Raw genomic sequence first — 17,358 nt, 5'->3', positions numbered from 1 at the left:
GGCGCAGCGGAACCGTGCGACGCGTCGAAACCGTGCAGCGCGGCGGAGCCGTATGGGGGGTCGAAACTGCCCGGGAGCTGCACGTCCATCGGGGAGCCGAAGGCCAGCGGGGACGCGTACATCTGGTCGGGCTCTTCGTCGAAGATCAGGTTGGGCCGGCTCATCGCGACCAGCCCGGACGCCTCGGCCAGGCCGGCCGCCTCGAGGACCTCGGCCGCCGATCGGCCGGCCGGGCAGGGCAGCGGCTCGCCGCAGACCGGGCACTCCATCATGCCTTCGCTGGGTCCCGCCCCACCCGCGTGCGCCGCGAGCATCTCCCGTGCGGTCTGCGCGAGGACGCTGTCCGGATCTACGAAGGCTTCCGTCGGTGCCACTTCACTCGCCCCCATCACCCGCGCGCGGGTGCGCGGTTCCGAGTCAAGTTCACCTTTTTGAAGTGGCGATTCGCGCGTTTTTCCGCATTTCGGAGGAACAGATGCCCGCCGACACCAGTCATGAAGATTCACTCACGGTACACGCGGAGTGGCTCTCCGTACGATATGAAGACATCCAGGAGGTGATCCCCCATGGACGAGGTCGAGCTGTACCGCGAGCAGATCCTCCGGCACGTCAGCCCCGTCATCACCGGCCGTTTCGCCGGTTACCAGGCCGCCTACACCCGTGAGGTGCGGGTCGGCCAGCCGTTACTGATCGTCGTCTACATCACCGCCGGCATCGCCCAGCTCATCGGCTCGCTGCTGCGCATGCGGGCCGCCCGCCGCAGTTTCAAGGAGTTGAAGAAGGGGCCCGAGTTCCTCGTGACACCGATGCGGGTGCGCGACGACCTGGGCCAGATCTACGAGGTGGAGATGCACGGCCATCTGCCGCAGTCGGCGATGCACCGGGGCGACCTGATCCAGGTCCGCACCGAGCCGCAGAAGGATGCCCGGCTGCCGGTCAAGCTCCTCCAGGTGGTCAACCTGACCACCATGCAGCCGCTCACCCCGCGTATCCCGACGATGTGGTCGCACCTCGGCCCGGCGCTGCTGCTCCAGGCGGTTCTCGGCCTCATGGTGGCGCTGGCGGTAGCCGTGGTCTGGCTCGCGTAGAGCCGTCACCACCCTGATCAGAATCAGCCACCGCGTCGTAGGCAGCGTCGCCTCCGACGCGGTAACTCTGTGTCGGCCCGGAACGCCAGTTTGCGATCAACTTCCGCAGGGTAGGCCGTCCCTGGCGCAGACCCGCTCGGTATGCGAGGTTGAAATCATTCGAGACAGGCGGTGTGCCGATGGGCGAGGAAGTCGAGCAGACCAACTTCACCCGCGAGGACCGGGCGAAGTACCGGCACAAGATCCGCCGCAGTCTGGACGTGTTCGCGGCGATGCTGCGCGAGTCCCGGTTCGAGTTCGAGCGGCCGCTGACCGGCATGGAGATCGAGCTCAACCTCATCGACGGGGACGCCGACCCGGCCATGCGCAACGCCGAGGTGCTCGGCGCGATCGCCGACCCCGACTTCCAGACCGAGCTGGGTCAGTACAACATCGAGATCAACGTGCCGCCGCGCCGGCTGGCCGGCGACGAGAACGCCGATCTCGAGCGCACCCTGCGGGCCAGCCTCAACAACGCGGAGAAGCACGCCCGCGCGGTCGGGGCGCACACCGTGATGATCGGCATCCTGCCGACGCTGCGCCGTGAGCACATGACGCTGGACTCGCTCTCCGCCAACCCGCGCTACAAGCTGCTGAACGAGCAGATCTTCGCGGCCCGCGGCGAGGATCTGGACATCCGGATCGACGGCGTGGACCGGCTGGCGGTCACCACCGACACCATCGCGCCCGAGTCGGCCTGCACCAGCACCCAGTTCCACCTGCAGGTGAGCCCGGCGCAGTTCGCGGCGTACTGGAACGCGGCGCAGGTGATCGCCGGCGTTCAGGTGGCGCTGGGGGCGAACTCACCGCTGCTGTTCGGCCGGGAGCTGTGGCGCGAGACCCGGATCCCGCTGTTCGAGCAGGCCACCGACACCCGCTCGGAGGAGATAAGGGCGCAGGGCGTCCGCCCCCGGGTGTGGTTCGGCGAGCGCTGGATCACCAGCGTGTTCGACCTGTTCGAGGAGAACGTCCGCTACTTCCCGGCGCTGCTGCCGATCTGCGACGACGCCGACCCGGCCGAGATCCTCGAGCGCGGCGAGGTGCCCGAGCTCAGCGAGCTGCGGCTGCACAACGGCACGGTCTACCGCTGGAACCGCCCGATCTACGCGGTGGTGCGCGGCCGCCCGCACCTGCGGGTGGAAAATCGGGTGCTGCCGGCCGGCCCGACGGTGCTCGACACGCTGGCCAACGCGGGCTTCTACTACGGCCTGATCCGCACGCTCGCCGAGGCCGAGCGGCCGCTCTGGACGCAGATGAGCTTCAGCGCGGCCGAGGAGAATTTCCACGCCTGCGCCCGGCACGGCATCGACGCCAGCGTGTTCTGGCCCGGCCTCGGCTACATCCAGGTCACCGAGCTGGTGCTGCGCAAGCTGCTGCCGATGGCGGCCCAGGGCCTGGACCGCTGGGGCGTCTCGGCCGGCGAGCGCGACCGCCTGCTCGGCATCATCGAGCAGCGTTGCCTCACTCATCGGAACGGCGCCGCCTGGCAGGTTCAGACCTTGCATGCGCTGGAGGCCGAGGGGCGCGACCGGAAGGAGGCGCTGCATGAGATGCTCCGCCGCTACCTTCCGCTGATGCACGAGAACCGGCCCGTCCACGAGTGGCCCTATCCGGACTGAACCCGAGGCTGCGGAGGGTCGCGCCGAGGCCGGCCGGTCGCGCATGGCGCGGCTTACGGTCCGATTGATGGCGTACGCCCGCGTAGGCGACCACCTTTTCGCGAACACCCTTTTCCCGTACGCCCACGATCAGCACCAGCCCGAACGCGACCAGGACCGCCGACAGCATGCCGAGGCGGGCCACGTCGGCGCCGGTGGTGGGCAGATCGGTGCCGTCGTCGGTGTCGTCGGCGTCCTGGGCGGTGAGCTCCAGCGGGACGTCGACGGCATTGTTCGTCGACAAGCCGTCCTCGCTGGTGGTGGTGATCGAGACGTGCATGGCCTGGGTGCCGGTCGCGACGCCCTCGCCGAGCATCAGGGTCAGCCACAGCTCGTGGCCGCTCTGCGCGGCGGCGTCCGGGGCGGAGCAGGTGACGTCGTTGTCGTCGCCGTCCGCGGTCGGCGCGCAGGTCGCGTCGACGGTGCTCGTGTCGTCGGCGGCGGTGAGCTTCCGGCCCGTCATCCGGGCCGCTGAGGCCCGGGCCACCGAGCTCTGCTGCGCCGACGAGTCCAGCACGATCTGCGCCTTGGTGACCCACACGCCGGTCGGCGGTTCGATCTGGAAGGAGACGTCGGCGGCCATCGCCGTGCCGCCGTTGGCGTACGGGATCTTCACCACCGGGCGGCTGGCGCCGGCCACCGGCACGGTCCCGCCGCCGTAGGTGACGCCGAGGTCCACGTCGTACGCCCCGATGGTGAAGTCCGGGATGGCGACGTCCTCGGTGCCGCCGCAGGTGTAGTCGAAGGTCGGCTTACCGGTGCTGAGCACCTGGTCCACGCAGCCGCCGGTGATCACCGTGTCGGCGGCCAGGCCGTCGTCGATGACCAGCGGCAGCTTGATCACCACCGACTCGCCGCTCTTGAGCGACACCGTGCAGGTGACGATCCGGTCGGTGCTGCCCTCGACGCAGTTGCTCGGCAGCGTGCCGTGCGTCGTCCCGTCCGGGATCCGGATGGTCACCGGGTACGGGTCGGCGTCGCCGGGCCCGTTGTCGGTCACCGTGATCGGCAGGACGGTGGTCTGTCCCGGCTTCGGGGCGGTGGGGTCGATCGCGCCGACCGTGACGCTCACCGTGAACGTGCTGGCCGACGTGCTGACCAGCACCCCGGAGGCGGTCAGCTTGTCGTCCTCGTCGCCGGCCGGCGCCAGCGTGACCCCCTTGACCGTCCAGGCGGTGTCGGTGGTGAGCTCGGCGTCGACGGCGACCGAGAGCCGCAGGCTGCGCGCGGTGCCGGCCTGGAGCGTCACGCCGGTGCAGACCACGCTGGCGGTGCCGACCGTGCAGGAGTCGGTGCCGAGGGCGGCCGCGGTCACCGAGAAGGCGGACGGCACGTCGTCCAGCGGCACGGTCAGGACCAGGTCGTCGTAGTCGGCGGTGGCCGAGAGGCGGACGGTGGCGGTGCCGGTGTCGCCCGGCTTGATCACCGCGCCGCCGACGGTCAGGGTGCCGTGGGTGGCGAGCGGGATCGCCACGGTCTGGCTGCCGCCGCACGCGGAGTCCCCGCCGGAGGTGACACAGCCATCGGCGACCTTGTCGCCCTGCTTCGCCGACGACGACACGGTCAGCGGCAGCGTCCAGGTCAGCGTGCCCCCGGCGGTGAGGCTGTAAGTGCAGGTCAGCTGGGTGCTGGTGACGGTCGTGCAGGCGGTGGCGACGGTCCCGGTGAGAGTGCCGAAGGTGGCGTTGGCCGGCGCGTCGACGGTCGCGGTGCTGTTGACCGCGTTCGACGGCCCGGCGTTGGAGCCGGTGACGGTCATCGTGGTGGCGCCGCCCGGTTCGACGCTGCCGGTCGGGCTGGTCACGGTGAAGGTGACGGCGGCGTCGCGGGTGGCGGTCTTGATCAGGTCGGCGCTGCCGGTGACGACGTCCATCCCGGCGATCACGGTGATGTCGGTGGCGTGCCACACGACGCCGGGCTCGACGTCGGCGGCGACCGAGCCGGTCACCTGGATCTCGGCGTCGGCCCCGGCCGGCAGGGTCACCGCGGAGCAGCTGAACCGGTTGCTGGTCACGGTGCAGACCGAGTTGTTCGGGCCGTTCACCGCGGTGACCTTGAAGCCGGTGGGCAGGGTGGTCAGCGGCACCGAGACGGTGGTGAGGGCGATCGTGGTGTCGGCGTGGATCTTGAGCGTGCCGGTCCCGCTGTCGCCGGGCGCGACCGTGGCGGTGTCCGCGTCGATCGTGATGCCGGCGAGCGAGGCCCGCAGGTGGATGTCGTCGACCTCGACGTCCGGCGGGACGTCGCAGGAGCCGTCGTGGCCGGCGTCCGCGCAGCCGCCGGTGAGGGCGATGTCCGGGTCGGCGCCGGCGTCCACCTTGATCGGGAGCGGGAACTGCAGGAAGGACAGGCCGGTCACGCTCATCGTGCAGTCGACCCGGGTGGAGCTGGTCAGCGTGCAATAACTCGGGATCGTCCCGACGAAGGTGGTGCTGGTCGGGGCCAGGAAGGCGTAGTGCACGCCGGTCAGGTCGGAGATGCCGCCGTTGGTGGCGGTGACGGTCAGCTCACCGGTGTCGCCGGGGCTCAGCGTGCCGTCGACCGGGCCGGTCACGGTCACCGTGAGGCCGCTGCCGATGGTGACGAGCGGCCCGGTGGCGGTGCCGGTGGAGGTGCCCGCGGTCGCGGTGACCGGCGCCGACGAGTCGGCCAGCCAGCCGGTGAGCGCCCCGGCCGCGACGGTCACCGGGATCGACACGACGATCGAGCCGCCGGCCGGGACGGTGACGCCGGTGCAGGTGATCGCGCCGGACACCGTGCAGGTGCCGCCGCCGGTGGTGGTGACGCTGTCCAGGGTGTAGAGCGCGGGCGGCGCCGGGATGGTGATCGTGGTCGGGGTGGCGTTCGACGTGCCCGAGTTGGCGACCTTCACCGACGCGGTCGCCTGGGTGCCGCCCGGGGTGATGGTGGCCGGCCGGATGCTGACGCCGCCGGCGAGGTTGACGTCGGCGCCGGCGCCGGACGGGGTGGCGAGGGTGCCGGAGCCGTGCGACTCGATCGTCGTGCCGGGGTCGGCGGCGACCGGGGTGCTGATCGCGTCGATCCCGGAGCTGGGCGACCAGGCCGGTGCCGAGGTGGCCGCGGAGGAGAGGGTCACCGGCAGCGAGACGGTGGCGCTGGCCCCGGCCGGCACGGTGATGCCGGAGCAGGTCACCTTCGTACTGTCCTTGGTGCAGGTGCCGCCGTTGCTCGACTTCAGCGTGCCGAGCTGGTAGCCGGCCGGCGGCAGCGGGACGGTGACGACGGTGTTGGGCGCGGCGGCGTCGCCGAGATTGGCGACCGAGACGGTCGGCGTGCCGGACTGGCCGGGCGCGAGCAGCACCGAGGTGGTCCTGACCGCGCCGAGCCGCACCTTGCCGGTGCAGACCGATTCGGCGACGACGATCCGGCTGCTGGCCACGGTCTTGAGCGCCGAGTTGGAGAGCAGGTCGACGTCGAGTGCCCGGACCGTGTAGGTGAGCAGGCCGGTCCCGCTGTCCCACGTCGCCTTCTGGGTGTTGACGCCGGCGGTGAGCAGTCCGGTGACGCCGATCGTGGTCTGCGCCGAGACGGTGGTGGGCGCTCCCGAGCCGACCGCGAGGCCGGCGACGCTGCTCGCCCCGGCGACCTGGGTGGGCGTCATCGTGCACTCGGAGTGGATGGCGCCGGCGCTGAGGCTGCTGAGCAGGTCGAGGTTCGCGACGTCGGCCGACGCCGAGCCGCCGTCCCCGCTCGGTCCGGCGGTCACGCTGACCGCGCCGAGGTTGGTGACGCCCGGGACGTCCGCGGTGGCGACCGATTTGGTGTCGGCGGCGCCGGTGCTCCAGGTGGCCGGGGTGGTGGTGACGGCGTTCTGGCCGCCCAGCACGGTGAGCGCCGCCCGCAGGCCCTGGGCCGAGGTGGCGATCGAGCCGGCCGCGGGTGCGGCGGCGGGGAGCATCAGCATCCCCAGGGCGATCGCCGCCAGGGCCAGCACGGCCAGCCGGCGACCACGGCCACGACGACGTCGGGCAACGGCGTTCATCGCCGGCCTCCGGTGATTCGTTGGAAGGTGCGGCGCAACGCGCTCGGTCGCGCATGCCGGGACCTGCGGTAGGCGTGATGGCGAATCCCGGCACCGAGGTGGGCGCCCACCGGCACGCCGCCGCGGTCGCGCACCCCGATCAGCAGCACCAGGCCGAACGCCAGGAGGATCGCCGACAGCAGGCCGAGGCGGGCCACGTCGGCGCCGGTGGTGGGCAGGTCGCCGTTGTTGTCGTCGGCGGCCGCGGCGGTGAGCACCAGCGGCACCGAGACCGTGTTGTTCGTCGAGAAGCCGTCAGCGCTGCTGGTGGTGACCGTGACCGTCATGGCCTGGGTGCCGGACTTGACGCCGGTGCCGAGCATCAGGGTCAGCCACAGTTGGCTGCCGGTCAGGGCGGCCGCATCCGGGGCGGCACAGGTGACGTCGTTGTCGTCGCCGCTGTCGGTGGGCGTGCACGTCGCCTCGACCGTACTGGCCAACGCTTTGAGGGTCTTGTTCTTGACCTTCAGCGACGCCGAGGACGCCGAGGTGCCGCTGAGCAGGATCTCGGCCTTGGCGATCCAGACGCCGGCCGGCGGTTCGACCTCGAAGCTGACGTTGTCGGCCTGGACCGTGCCGTCGTTGGTGTACGGGATCTTCACCACCGGGCGGCCGCTGCCGGAGACCGGCACCGCCGCGCCGGGATAGGTGATGGCCAGGTCGACGTCGTAGCGGCCGAGGGTGAAGTTCGGGATGGCCACGTCGGTGCTGCCGCCGCAGGTGTAGTCGAAGGTGGGCGCACCCGTGCTGAGCGCCTGGTCGACGCACCCACCGGTGATCACCGTGCCGGCCGCGAGGCCGGTGTCGACGACCAGCGGCAGCTTGATGGCGGCCGAATCGCCGGAGGCCAGCGACACCGTGCAGGTGACGATCCGGTCGGTGCTGCCCTCGACGCAGTTGCTCGGCAGCGTGCCGTGCGTCGTCCCGTCCGGGATCATGATCGTCACCGGGTACGGGTCGGCGTCGCCCGGCCCGGCATTGGTGACGGTGATCGGCAGGACCGTGCTCTCCCCCGGCTTCGGCGAGGTGGGCGACACCGCGCCGACCGTGACGCTCACCGTGAACGCGGTGGCCGTGGTGCTGACCAGCACACCGGAGGCGGTGAGCCGGTCGGTGCTGTCGGCGGCCGGCACCAGGGTCACCCCGGTGACCCGCCAGACGGTGGCGCTCGTGACCGACGCGGCGACGGTCATCGAGAGGCGCAGGCTGCGGGCGGTGCCGGAGACCAGCGCGACGCCGGTGCAGACGATGCTGGCGGAGCCGACCGTGCAGGAGTCGGTGCCGAGCGCGGTCGCGTCGACGGTGAAGCCGGCCGGCAGGTCGTCCAGCGGCACGGTCAGGATCAGGTTGTCGTAGTCGGCGGTGGCCGAGAGGGTGATGGTCGCGTCGCCGGACGATCCGGCCGGGACGACGACGCTGCCGACGGTGAGCGTGCCGTGGGTGGCGAGTTTCTCGGAGACCGGGTTGTTGCCGGTGTCCACGTCCTGGCTGCCGCCGCACGAGGTGTTGCCGTCGGCGGACACGCAACCGCCGGCCACCATGTCGCCGGTCTTCGCGGTGGCGGCGACGGTCAGCGGCAGCGTCCAGGTCAGCGTGTTCGCCGACAGGAGGCTGTAGGTGCAGGACAGCTGGGTGGCGGTGACCACCGTGCAGTCGGTGGCGGTGGTGCCGGTCAGGGTGCCGAAGGTGGCGTTGCTCGGCGCGACGATGGTGGCGGTGCTGTTGACCGCGTTCGACGGGCCGGCGTTGACGCCGGTGACGGTCAGCGTGGTCGTCGAGCCGGGCGCCACCGTGCCGGTCGGGCCGGTCACCGTGAAGCCGACGTTCGCGACCCGGGCACCCGACCTGATCAGGTCGACGTCACCCTGGACCGACTCGGAACCGGCGGCCACGGTGATGCCGGTGGCGTGCCAGACGACGGCGGGCGCGACCGCCGCGCCGACCGTGGTGGTCACGGTGATCCTGGTGGTGGAGCCGCCGGCCAGGGTGACCGCGGTGCACTGGACCTGGCTGGTGGTCACCGTGCAGGACGAGCCGGTCGGCCCGGTCGCGGCGGTGGCCCGGAAGCCGGTGGGCAGCGTGCCGAGCGGGATCGTGACGGTCGCCGACGCGACCGCCGACGCCGAAGTGATCACCACGATGCCGGCGCCGCTCTGGCCGGGGGTGACGGACACGACCGTGCCGCCGATCGAGACCCGGCCGGAGAACGGCGCGGTCAGCCGGAAGGCGTCGATCGCGGTGTCGGCGGTGCCGCTGCAGGAGCCGTCGGCGTCGCCGTCGACGCAGCCGCCGTCGATCGGGTCGTCCGGGTCGGCCGCGGCGTCCACCTTGAGCGGCAGGTTGAAGATGAGCCGGCCGCTGCCGCCGACGGCCAGGGTGCAGTCGACCCGGGTCGCGCTGGTCAGCGTGCAGTAGCTGGGCACCGGCGCCTGGAACGTGGTGCCGGTCGGGGCCTTGACGGCATATTGCAGGCCGGCCGCGGACGAGGTGCCGGAGTTGGCCGCGGTGACCTCGATCTGGCCGGTCTCGCCGGCCTTGAGCGTGCCGTCGGCCGGCGGCTTGGCGGTCACCGTCACCTTGGTGTCGGCGGCGCCGACGTGCGCGACCCGTACGGTCCGGGTGACCGAGTCGCCGTCGGTGTCGGCGATCGCGATCGCCGCCCGCCAGTCGAGGCTCGGGGTGGTGTTGTCCCGCACCGCGGTGGTGAGCACGATCGCGACGGCCGCCGTGCTGCTGACCTTGAAGTCGGTGCAGATCACGTTGGCCCGGCCGGCGTCGAAGGTGCAGGTGCCGGCGGTCGAGGTGGCGGCGGTGACGGTCATCCCGGCCGGCAGGCCGGTCAGCGGGATGGTGACGGTCAGCCTGTCCATCGCCCGGGTCGAGCCGACCCGGACGACCGCCCGGACGGTGGTGCCGGGGGCGATCGCCGGGTCGGTCGGGGTGACCGTGATCGCCTGGTCGAGCGTCGGGGTCAGGTGCACCTCGGGCAGCGGCTGGTCGTCGTTGTCGCAGTCGCCGTCCCGGTCGGAGTCCCGGCAGCCGCCGGTGAGCTTGCTGTCCGGGTCGGCATTCGCCGGGACCTGCACCGGCAGGGTCCACGTGAGCGGGGTCGCGCCGGCCGCCAGGGTGACCGTGCAGTCGATCACGGTGGTGCCGACCGCGGTGCAGCCGGTGCTCAGCGCGGTGGTGTCGAAGATGGTGCCGGTCGGGGCGCGGAACCGGGCGACGACGCCGGTCGCGTCGGACGGGCCGGTGTTGGACACCGTGACGGTCAGGTCGGCGACCTCGCCGGGCGAGATGGTGCCGGTCGGCGCGCTGAGGTCGTATGTCACGCCGGTCTGGGCCGGGCCGGTGCTCATCAGCGTCCCGGTGGCCTGGCTGGTGCCGCCGTAGGTGTCGGTCAGGGTGACCACCGGGTTCCAGCTGACCATGGTCGCCAGCGACGCGTCCGCGCTGATCGTGACCGCGATCAGCCGGTCGGTGGTGGTGTCCGCCTTCACCCCGGTGCAGGTGATCTGGCCGGAGAGGGTGCAGACGGCGTTGCCGTTCGGGTCGGTGACCGCGGTGATGGTGAAGCCGGCCGGCAACTCGGAGCCGTCGGCGGGCTGCGGGTGGGTGGGGATGGTGAGGGTCATCCCGGACAGCGCCCGGTCGGCGACGATCCTGATATAGCCGGTGCTGCTCCGGCCGGGCACCACGGTGCCGGCCTCCAGGCTCAGCTGGGCCTGCTCACGGAACTGCTTGGCCAGCAGGAACGCCTTGATGGTGACGTCCGGGGCGGGGCCGCAGACGCCGTCGAGGTCGACGTCGACGCAGCCGCCGCTGATGGTGGCGCCGCCCGCCTGGGTGGAGCTGACGACCAGGCCGAGGGTGAACGACTTCGCATCGACGCCGAGGTCGGCGGTGCAGGTGACGAGGGTGTCGGAGAGCAGCGTGCAGTAGTCCGAGGCGGGCACGTCGAGGGTGGCGAACCTGGTGCCGTTCGGCGCCCGGAACTCGGCGCGGGCGTCCGGGTAGGCGGCCAGGCCGGTGCTGGCCATGGTGACCCCGAGGTAGGCGGTGCCGCCCGGCAGCACGACGCCGTCGCCGGGCTGGCTCACGCTCACCACGAGCTTGCGGTCGGCCGGGTCGACGGTGGCCAGCGTCTGGTACACGACCGCGCTGTCGGTGCCCTGTTTGAGGGTGATGACCGGCGCCCAGGTGTCGCCCGGGTTCGCGTCGGCCGCCGCGGTCATCGCGACGGCGAGGGTCTTCGGGGTGCTGCCGAGGGCGGTGGCCGGGCACGACACGACGGTGCCGGTGATCGTGCAGTCGACGCCGTCGAGCTTGACGCCGGAGACGGCGACCCCGGCCGGCCGGCCGGCGGTGTCGAAGCTGACCGTGACGCCGCCGCGGGCGGCGCTGGTGCTGAGGTCGACGGTGCCGGTGCTGGTGACCGTGGCGCCCGGCGCGGGAGCGGCGGTCGCCGTCACCGTGGCGGTGAGGATGTCGGCGAGCGGCTGACCCAGGGTGAAGTCGGGAATGGCCTCATCGCTGACGCCGTCGCCGTCGAGGTCCAGGAAGCCGCCGGTGACCGGGCTGGCCGCGCCGGCCGGCACCAGGACCGGGAAGGTCCAGGTGACCGCGGGAGCACCGACCGCGATGCTTGCCTTGCAGGAGAGCGTGTCCGGCATGACCACGGTGCAGGCGGTCGCGGTGGTCCCGGTGAGCGGGCCGAAGGTGGTGCCGTCCGGCGCCCGGACGATCACCGGGGCGTCGGTGGCCGGGCCGCTTCCGTTGTCGTTGGTGATCGCCACTGCGATCGAGGCGGTGCCGCCGGGCAGCACGCTGCCGTTGGCCGGCGGGGTCACCGCGGCGTCGAGGTCGTAGGCCGGGCTGGCGCCGCGGAAGAGAACGCCGCTCGCGGTGACGGTGGAGCCGTTGCTGTCCTTGACGGTGATCCCGGTGGCGTTCCAGACCACCCCGGCGCCGACGCTGCCGGCGACCGTCAGCGGAATCGTGATGGTGGTCGGGGCACCGAGGCCGGCCACATCGACCCCGACGCACTGGGCGCTGCCGTCAGAGTTGACGTTGCAGTCGTTGGCGGGGGGAAAGCGCGGCGGAGTCGCGGCGTCGAGCAGCACGTCGGTGCCGAGGGCGGGAGCGGGGATGAACACCACGAGGCCGGTCTGCGCTCGGTCCGAGCTGATCACCAGTTGGGCGTCGCCGTCGGTGTTCCCGGTGAACGGCGAAGTGGACACGGTGATCTGCTTGGCGAACGGCGTCGCCACCGCGAAGGCGGGAATCTTCTGGTCGGGCGGCGCGGCCGCGGTGGTGCAGTAGCCGTTGTTGTCGCCGTCGAAGCACCCGCCGGTCAGCTGGCTGCCCGGCCCGGCCGCCGCGTCGACGGTCAGCGGCAGGGTGTAGGTCTTGGCCGCGCCGGAGGCCAGCGAAGCCACCGTGCAGGTGACCTTGGTGGTGCTGACCACGTCGCAGTCGGCGTCGGTGGCGGTGCCGAGGGCGCCGAACGTGGTGCCGGCCGGGGCGAGGATGCTGAACGTGGCGTTCGCGGCGGCGGACGGGCCCTGGTTGGTGACCTGGACGTCGAACGACGTGGCCTTGCCCGGTTCGGCGTCGGCGGGCGTGGTGATGGCGGGCGCGAGGGTGAACCTGCGGGCGCCGGCCGTGGCCAGCACCCGGTTGACCGGGTCGGTGGTGAGCGAACCCTCGGTGACGGTGATACCGGTCGAGGTCCACCTGGTGCCGGGCACGACGTCGGCGTCGGCGGTCAGGTGCAGGGTGACGGTCTCGGTGGTGCCGCCGCTGACGGTCATGCCGCTGCAGGTCACGTCGCCGGCGTTGATCTGGCAGGTGCCGGCCGACGGGGTGACCGTGCCGAGGTGCATGCCGGCCGGCAGGGCGAGCGGGATGACGACGGTGGCGCTGCTCAGGGTGTCGTGGGTCGCGGTGATCCGCACCTGCGCGTCGGCGCCGCCGGTGTCGCCGGGGGTGAGGGTGGCCCCGGCCGCGCCGACCGCGACCCGCTGGCCGATCGACACCGCGAGGTCGATCGGGGTGATCGGCAGGTCGCAACCGGGCACCCCGTCGAGGTCGATGCAGCCGCCCTTGACCTGTGCGAAGACATCCGCGTCGGCCGGGATCTGCACCGGGAACAGATAGCCCTGGGTGCCGTTCGCGGCCACGTCGACCTTGCACGTCGCGAGGGTGGGCAGGGTCAGGGTGCAGTCGGCGGACGTCGGCGCGGTCAGGGTGTCGAACGTGGTGCCGGTCGGCGCGGTCACCGTGACGACCGCGTCGTTGGCGTCGGACGGGCCGGCGTTGCCGATCGTGACGCTGACGTTGGCGGTGTCGCCCGCCTTGGTGCCGGTGGGGACCGAGACCAGGCCGCTGAGCGAGATCTTGGCGGTACTGATCACCGCGACCACGGCGCTGTCGGTGGCGGCGCCGCCGTTGCCGCTGCCGGCGTCGACGGTGATGCCGCCGGCCGTCCAGACGCCGGCCGCCGCGTCCGGGTCGGCCTTCACGCCGGCCGTGATGACCACCGGGACGCCCGGTGTGGGCAGGTCGACCGGGTCGCAGACGATGCTGACGCCCGCGTTCACCGTGCAGGTGTGGCCGGTGGGCCAGGTGGCGGTGGTGACGTCCACACCGGACGGGATGCCGGTGAGCGGGATGGTGACCTTCAGGCCGGTCTCGGCCTGGGTCGAGGTGATGGAGACCTTGGCGGTGCCGGTGTCGCCCGGCGTCACCGCGGCCGGGAGGACGGCCACGATGATCCGGTGCTGGGCCGGGGTACCGACGCTGATCGTCGGGATCGGCGCGTCGGCCGCGGTGCAGAGGTTGTTGCCGTCCAGGTCGACGCAGCCGCCGGAGAGCGGGACGCCGGGGATGGCGATGGCCGAGACGCTGAGCGGGAAGCTGTAGGTCCAGGGCGCGCCCTTGGCCAGGCTGACCGGGCAGGCCAGCTTGGTCTTGGCGACGTTGGCCACGCAGTTGCTGCCGGCCGGGACGGTGCCGAAGGTCGCGCCGGCCGGGGCGATCAGGTTGACCGTGGCGCCGGTCGCGTCGGACGGGCCCTGGTTGGTGAGGGCGACGTCGAGCGTGGTGGCCTCGCCGGGCAGCAGCGTGGCCGACCCGAGGGTCACCGAGGTGGCGACGATCTTGGGCTTGGCCGCGCCGACCGCGGCGAGCGTCAGGTCGGTGCTGACGCTGTCGGTGCCGAGGGCGGCGGTGACCCCGGTGGCGGTCCACGTGGTGCCGGTGGTGGCGTTGGACGGTGCCGCGACGACCAGGCCGATGTCGGCGGTGGCACCGTCCAGCACGGACACGTGGTCGCAGGTGATCGGGCTCGCGGTGAAGTCGCAGTTGGCGCCGGCCGGCCCGGTGCCGGAGACGATGGTGAGGCCGGTCCCGGTCAGGCCGCCGGTGGGGATCGTGACGGTCACGTTGTTCAGCGGGCCGTGTGCCGCCTTGAGGTGGACGGTGGCGGTGGCCTGGTCACCGGGGGTGACGGCGGCCTGGTCGGCGGTGACCACCGCACGGGCCGCGAACGGCACCTTGAGGGTGAAGGTGGGGATGGTGGTGTCGGCCGGGCCGCAGCCGGTGATGCCGTCGAGGTCGACGCAGCCGCCGGCGACCGGGACGTCCGGGTCGGCGCCGGCGTCGATCTTGAGCGGGAAGGTCAGCGGGCCGGTGGTGGCCCCGGCGGCGAGCGCCTGCTGACAGGTCACCTGGGTGTTCGCGCCGTTGGCGGTGCAGGTGATGGCGCCGCTGGGCAGCGGTGTGCCGAAGGTGGTTCCGGCCGGCGCGTTCACCGTGAAGACGGCCGGGGCGGCGGCCGACGAGCCGGCCGCGTTGGTGACCGCCACCTGCAGACCGGTGGTGCCGCCGGGCAGGACGGTGCCGTCGGCGGGCGGGGTCACCGTGGCCGACAGGTTGTAGCCGGGGCCGGTGCCGGCCAGCGGACCGCTCTTGGTGGCCGGGTCGGTCCCGTCCAGGACGGTGACCGTGGGCGACCAGGTGAGCCCGTTCGCGGCCGACGAGGGCGCGGTGATGTTGACGCCGATGGTGGCCGGGGTGTTCGCGGTCAGGTTGACACCGGTGCAGGTGATCGCGGTGGCGTTGTAGGTGCAGGTGGAGCCGCTCGGCCCGGTGACCGAGCCGATCACGAAGGACTGCTTGTCGGCGAGCGGGATGGTCACCTTCAGGCCGGTCTCGGCCTGGGTGGAGGTCAGCTTCACCTGGCCGGTGGCGGCGGTGGTGCTGCCCTTGGTGACGGCGGCCGGCACCAGGTCGATGCCCAGCCGGCCGGCGAGCGGCGTGCGCAGGGTGAAGGTGGGCAGCTCCTTGTCGCTCGTCCCGCCGCAGGCGGTGTCGTTGTCGAGGCTGACGCAACCGCCGGCGACCGGGGTGGCCGGGTTGGCGAGCTGGGCCACGGTCAGCGGGAGGACCAGCGAGGTGGCCGCGCCGCCGGCGGTCAGGTTCATCGTGCAGCGCAGCGCGGTGGCCGATCCGGCGACCGCGGTGCAGGCGGTCTTCGCCGGGTCGGCGAGGGTGCCGAAGGTGGTGTTCTGCGGCGCCACCACGACGAACTGGGCGCCGACCGCGTCCGACGGGCCCTGGTTGGCGATGTCGACGGTCATGCTCGTCGACCCGCCCGGGCTGACCGTGCCGTCGGCCGGGCCGGTCGCGTGCACGCCGAGGGTGTAGCTCGGCACCGCCGAGACGATCGTGCCGGTCGCGGTGCCGGTGGCGGCGCTGTCCGCCCCGGTGACCTGGGCGGTGACCGGGCTCGTGCCGGCCGCGGTCCAGTCGGTGGTCACCCCGGCGGCGACGGTCACCGGGATCGAGACGACGACCGTACGGGCGCCGCTCGTGCTGCCCGGGATCGTGACGCCGGTGCAGACGATGGTCTTGGCGCTGGTGGTGGCGCAGGTGCCGCCGCCGTCGGTGGTGACGGTGCCGACCGTGTAGCCGGTCGGCGGGGCCGGCAGTGTGATCGTGGTCGGGCCGGCGTTGCTGGTGCCGGCGTTGGTGACCCGCACGGTCGCGGTGACCTGCGGGCCGCCGGGGGTGGCGGTCGCCGGGCGGATGATGACGCCGCCGTTGAGGTTGACGTCCGGGGCGCCGATGGTGAGCAGCCGGCCGGCACCGGTGACCGTCTTGCCGTTCAGGTCGGCGGTGATGCCGGTGAGATCCCAGGTGGCGCCGGGCGTGGTGGTGACCGCGGCCGAGGTGTTGATGTCCACCCGGGCGGTGCCCTTGGCCGGCACCGGTACCCCGGTGCAGACGATGCTGACGTTGCGGGTGACCGTGCAGGCCTTGCTGCCGACCGCGGCGCTGACCACCTCGACACCGCCGGGCGGCGAGGTGATCGGGATGGTCACGGTCGCGCTCGCGTCGGACGGGCCGTCGTTGGTGATGCTCACCGAGGGCGCGCCGGTCTTGCCGGCGCCGAGCGTGGTCGCGTTGACGGTGACCGTGCCGCTCTTGGTGACCGGGGCCTGCGGGTCGACCAGCAGGCCGGAGCCGGACGGGGCGGAGATCACCGTGGCCGGCGACTGCGGGATCGGCACGCTGCTCGCGTTGATGCCGGTGGGCGACCAGGACGCGGCCCCGGCGCCGGCCGACGACGCGAGCGTGACCGGCAGCGAGACTTCGGCGCTGCCGCCACCGGGCACGGTCACGCCCGTGCATTTCACGGCGGTGGTCAGGATCTCGCAGGTGCCACCGCCGGTGACCGTCGGCAGGCCGGCCAGGGCGTACTGCGAACCCGGCAGCGGGATCGTGATGGTGGTGTTGGGGGCGGCGATGTCGCCGGTGTTGGTGACGATGACCTTGGGGGTGCCCGACTCGCCGGGCGCGAGCGAGGCCTTGCTGGTGGAGATCGAGCCCAGCTTCACGATGCCCTTGCACTGCGCCTCGGCGACGGTGAGATTGCCGTTGGCCACCAGGCCCAGAGCGCCCTGGAGCAGCGTGACGTCGATCGCCTTGACGTTGTAGGTCAACTCGCCGGTGCCGCTGCTGTACGTGCCCACCCGCTTGTCGACGTCGACCGTCAGCAGGTTCGGGACGGCCAGGCCGACCGTGCCGGTCGCCGCGACCTTGGAGGCGCCGCCGACCCGCAGGTTGACGATCTCCATCGTCGTGGTGATGTCCTGTTTGGTCATCTGGCACCCGGCGGTGATCGGGCCGGTCGTGACGCCGTTGCTGCCGAGGAGGCTGAGGCCGGCGGTCTTCGCCTCGGCCATGCCTCCATTGGTGGCCGGCCCGGCGGTCTCGGTAACGGCACCGAGGTTGAGCACCGAGGAGGGCAGCAGGCCCACCTTCGCGAGGCTGCCGGAATGCGCACTCTGCCCGGTGGTCCACGTCTGGCCCGGGTTGAGAGCCCCGAGGTCGGCGGTGACCAGCGAAAGCAGATTGATGTTTCCGTTCAGCAGCCGCGCCGAGGTGGTGATCGAGCCGGCCGCCGCCGGCGTCGGCTGCAGCACGAGAGCCAGGACAACCGCCGCGATTGCGGCAACGGCCAACC

At 72.4% G+C, this 17,358-nt stretch carries 4 protein-coding genes; 2 read left to right on the top strand and 2 right to left on the bottom strand.

The annotated features are described in order from the left end of the window. Window positions 1–374 (bottom strand): hypothetical protein (locus tag Adu01nite_RS09340; protein ID WP_203726165.1); only part of this gene is annotated, 374 nt, incomplete at its 3' end. A gap of 192 nt (window positions 375–566) precedes the next feature. Here Adu01nite_RS09340 and Adu01nite_RS09335 point away from each other — a divergent pair. Next, entirely contained in the window at window positions 567–1,088 is a 522-nt protein-coding gene (locus Adu01nite_RS09335) for a hypothetical protein (protein WP_203726164.1), read from the top strand. A gap of 179 nt (window positions 1,089–1,267) precedes the next feature. Beyond that, the gene (locus Adu01nite_RS09330; RefSeq protein ID WP_203726163.1) at window positions 1,268–2,746 is read left to right on the top strand and encodes a glutamate-cysteine ligase family protein; all 1,479 of its coding nucleotides are present in this window, start codon (window positions 1,268–1,270) and stop codon (window positions 2,744–2,746) included. Window positions 2,747–6,784: 4,038 nt separating this feature from the next. On the opposite strand, the gene Adu01nite_RS09325 is transcribed toward Adu01nite_RS09330, so the two are convergent. After that, window positions 6,785–17,317 (bottom strand): beta strand repeat-containing protein, encoded by a 10,533-nt coding sequence (locus tag Adu01nite_RS09325; RefSeq protein WP_203726162.1) that lies wholly within the window; start codon window positions 17,315–17,317, stop codon window positions 6,785–6,787. Window positions 17,318–17,358 lie beyond the last annotated feature (41 nt).

Source organism: Paractinoplanes durhamensis (assembly GCF_016862175.1).
GTDB lineage: Bacteria > Actinomycetota > Actinomycetes > Mycobacteriales > Micromonosporaceae > Actinoplanes > Actinoplanes durhamensis.
Note: the sequence above shows the minus strand (reverse complement) of the source record. Positions and strands in the feature narration are given on the sequence as shown.